Source organism: Actinomycetota bacterium (genome assembly GCA_036280995.1).
Classification (GTDB): domain Bacteria; phylum Actinomycetota; class CALGFH01; order CALGFH01; family CALGFH01; genus CALGFH01.
The window spans coordinates 1-2,372 of record DASUPQ010000297.1; the positions used below are offsets into that span (position 1 = coordinate 1).

Genomic DNA, 2,372 nt, shown 5'->3' on the forward strand with positions numbered 1-2,372 from the left:
GGCGCCGCTGCGCTCGAGCGCCTCCAGGTGCTGCTCCAGGCCAAGCTGCGTCGGCATGGCGGCATGGTAGAGGTTCCCGCCGACAGCAGGGTCCTCGACGGCCATGTTACCGCGGCGTCGCGGCGGTTCCGGCTGGTTAGCATGCCGCCGCCCACGCCCTGACGCACCACGGCACCAGCGGCGGCCGGACCTTCGTTGGGCGCCCGGGGGAAGGCCCTAGCAGGGAGGTCGGCATGCCCAGTCCTTGGAGGACCGCGCCGGGCTGGGGACTCCCAGATCGATACCCGCCGATGCGAAGACGCGGGCGAAGATCGGGTGTCGCTTGCCGGTGGACGGTAGTGGGTCTGACCTGGTCATGGCTGCTCCTTCGTCCAGCTTGTCGAGCTGCCGCCGGGGCACTAACCTGCCATCATTCAAGTTATCAAGTGATCACTTGAATAAAGTGGGTGAGGAGGCTACATGGGTGACCGGGAGGCCAAGCGGGCGTTGTTCGATGAGTTCGGCCGCATCGGCAAGGCTCTGGCCAGCGGGCGGCGGATCGAGCTGGTGGATGTGCTGGCCAACGGCGAACGGACCGTGGAGGCGGTCGCCGGCGAGGTCGGCCTGTCGGTGGCCAACACCAGCCAGCACCTGCAGATCCTGCGCCAGGCCGGCCTGGTCGCCAGCCGGCGGGAGGGGACGTCGGTCCATTACCGGCTGGCCGCCCCGGAGGTGTTCGAGCTCTGGCGGACCCTGCGGACCCTGGCCGGGGCACGGTTGGCTGAGGTCGAGCGGCTGGCCGCCGCCTATCTGGGCGGGCGGGACGAGCTGGAGCCGGTGAGCCGGGAGGAGCTGGCCCGCCGCCTGGAGGACGGCGACGACCTGATCGTCCTGGACGTGCGCCCGGCGGCCGAGCACGCCGCCGGCCATCTGCCCGGGGCGGTGTCGATCCCGGTCGGGGAGTTGCGGCGGCGGCTGGCCGAGCTACCCGCTGACCGGGAGATCGTCGCCTACTGCCGCGGCCCTTACTGCGCCTTTGCCCACGAGGCCGTCGCCCTGCTGCGTCAGGAGGGCTTTGCGGCCTGGCGGCTGGAGGACGGACTGCCCGAATGGCAGGCCGCCGGGCTGGCCGTGGCCCGACCCTGACCCGCGTTGGAGGAGCCAGCCATGCTGCAGATCCACCCCGTCGTGGACGAAGGCCTGGGCAACAGCGCCTCTGTGGTCGAGCTGGGCGACCGGCGGGCCCTGGTCATGGATCCGGCCCGCGACCCCACCCCGTACCTGGAGCTGGCCCGCCGGCGGCGGCTCCAGATCGCCTACGCCGCCGAGACCCACCTGCATGCCGACTTCCTGACCGGCAGCCGGGAGCTGGCCGCCGCCGACGGCGCCCAGGTCCTCGCCCCCCGGGCCAGCCGGCTCGGCTTCGCCCATCGCGGCCTGGAGGACGGCCAGGAGGTCGACCTGGGCGGGCTGAGCCTGCGGGTCCTGGCCACTCCCGGGCACGCCCCCGAGCATGTCAGCTACCTGCTGTTGGACGGCGGTCGGCCGCTGGCGTTGTTCAGCGGTGGGGCCCTGCTGGTGGGCACGGTGGCCCGCACCGACCTGGCCGACCCCGTACTGACCGAGCCGCTGGCTCGGGCCGCCTACCGGTCCCTGCACCAGCGGCTCCTGTCGTTGCCCGACGAGCTGGCCGTGTACCCGACCCACGGCGCCGGTTCCTTCTGCGCCGCTCCGGCCGGGGACCAGCGCACGACCAGCATCGGCGCCGAACGCCGCCACAGCCGGCTCCTGGCCGCCCCTGACGAGGACGCCTTCGTGGCCCAGCTGCTGGCCAGCTTCGGTAGTTACCCGCCGTACTTCCTGCGGCTGCGGGAGCGCAACCGGGTCGGCCCCGAGCTGCTCGGCCGCGACTGGGAGATTCTGCCCCTGCTCTCGACCGACCAGGCCCAACAGCACCTGGCCGCCGACGGGCTGGTGGTCGACGCCCGCCCCATCACCGCCTTCGCGGCCGGCCACATCCCGGGGGCGCTGTCGATTGCGCTGCGGTCAGCGTTCGTCAGCTGGCTGGGCTGGCTGGTCGACGACACCCGACCGCTGGTCTTCGTGCTGGACGACGACCACGACCGGGGCGAGTTGGCCCGCCGGTGCCGCACCATCGGCTATGACCACCTGGTGGGTGAACTGGCCGGCGGCATGGCCACCTGGCGGGCAACCGGCCTCACCGAGGTGCGGCTCCCCGTGATCGCGGCCGAACAACTCGACGACCAGCCTGGTGTGGTCCTGGATGTCCGCCAGGCCAGCGAGGTCGCCGACGGCCACCTCCCCGGCGCGCTGACCGTCGAGCTGGGCGCCCTGGGCGGCGACCGGCTGCCGGCCCAGCTCCTCCAGGGGCC

General features: G+C 72.8%; 2 protein-coding genes. Both read left to right on the forward strand.

What is annotated here, in order from left to right:
• Positions 1-459 precede the first annotated feature (459 nt).
• Positions 460-1,125, forward strand: coding sequence for a metalloregulator ArsR/SmtB family transcription factor (locus VF468_10020; protein ID HEX5878645.1), 666 nt, complete (start codon positions 460-462; stop codon positions 1,123-1,125).
• A gap of 21 nt (positions 1,126-1,146) precedes the next feature.
• On the forward strand, positions 1,147-2,372 hold a 1,226-nt coding region (locus tag VF468_10025; protein HEX5878646.1), incomplete at its 3' end, for an MBL fold metallo-hydrolase.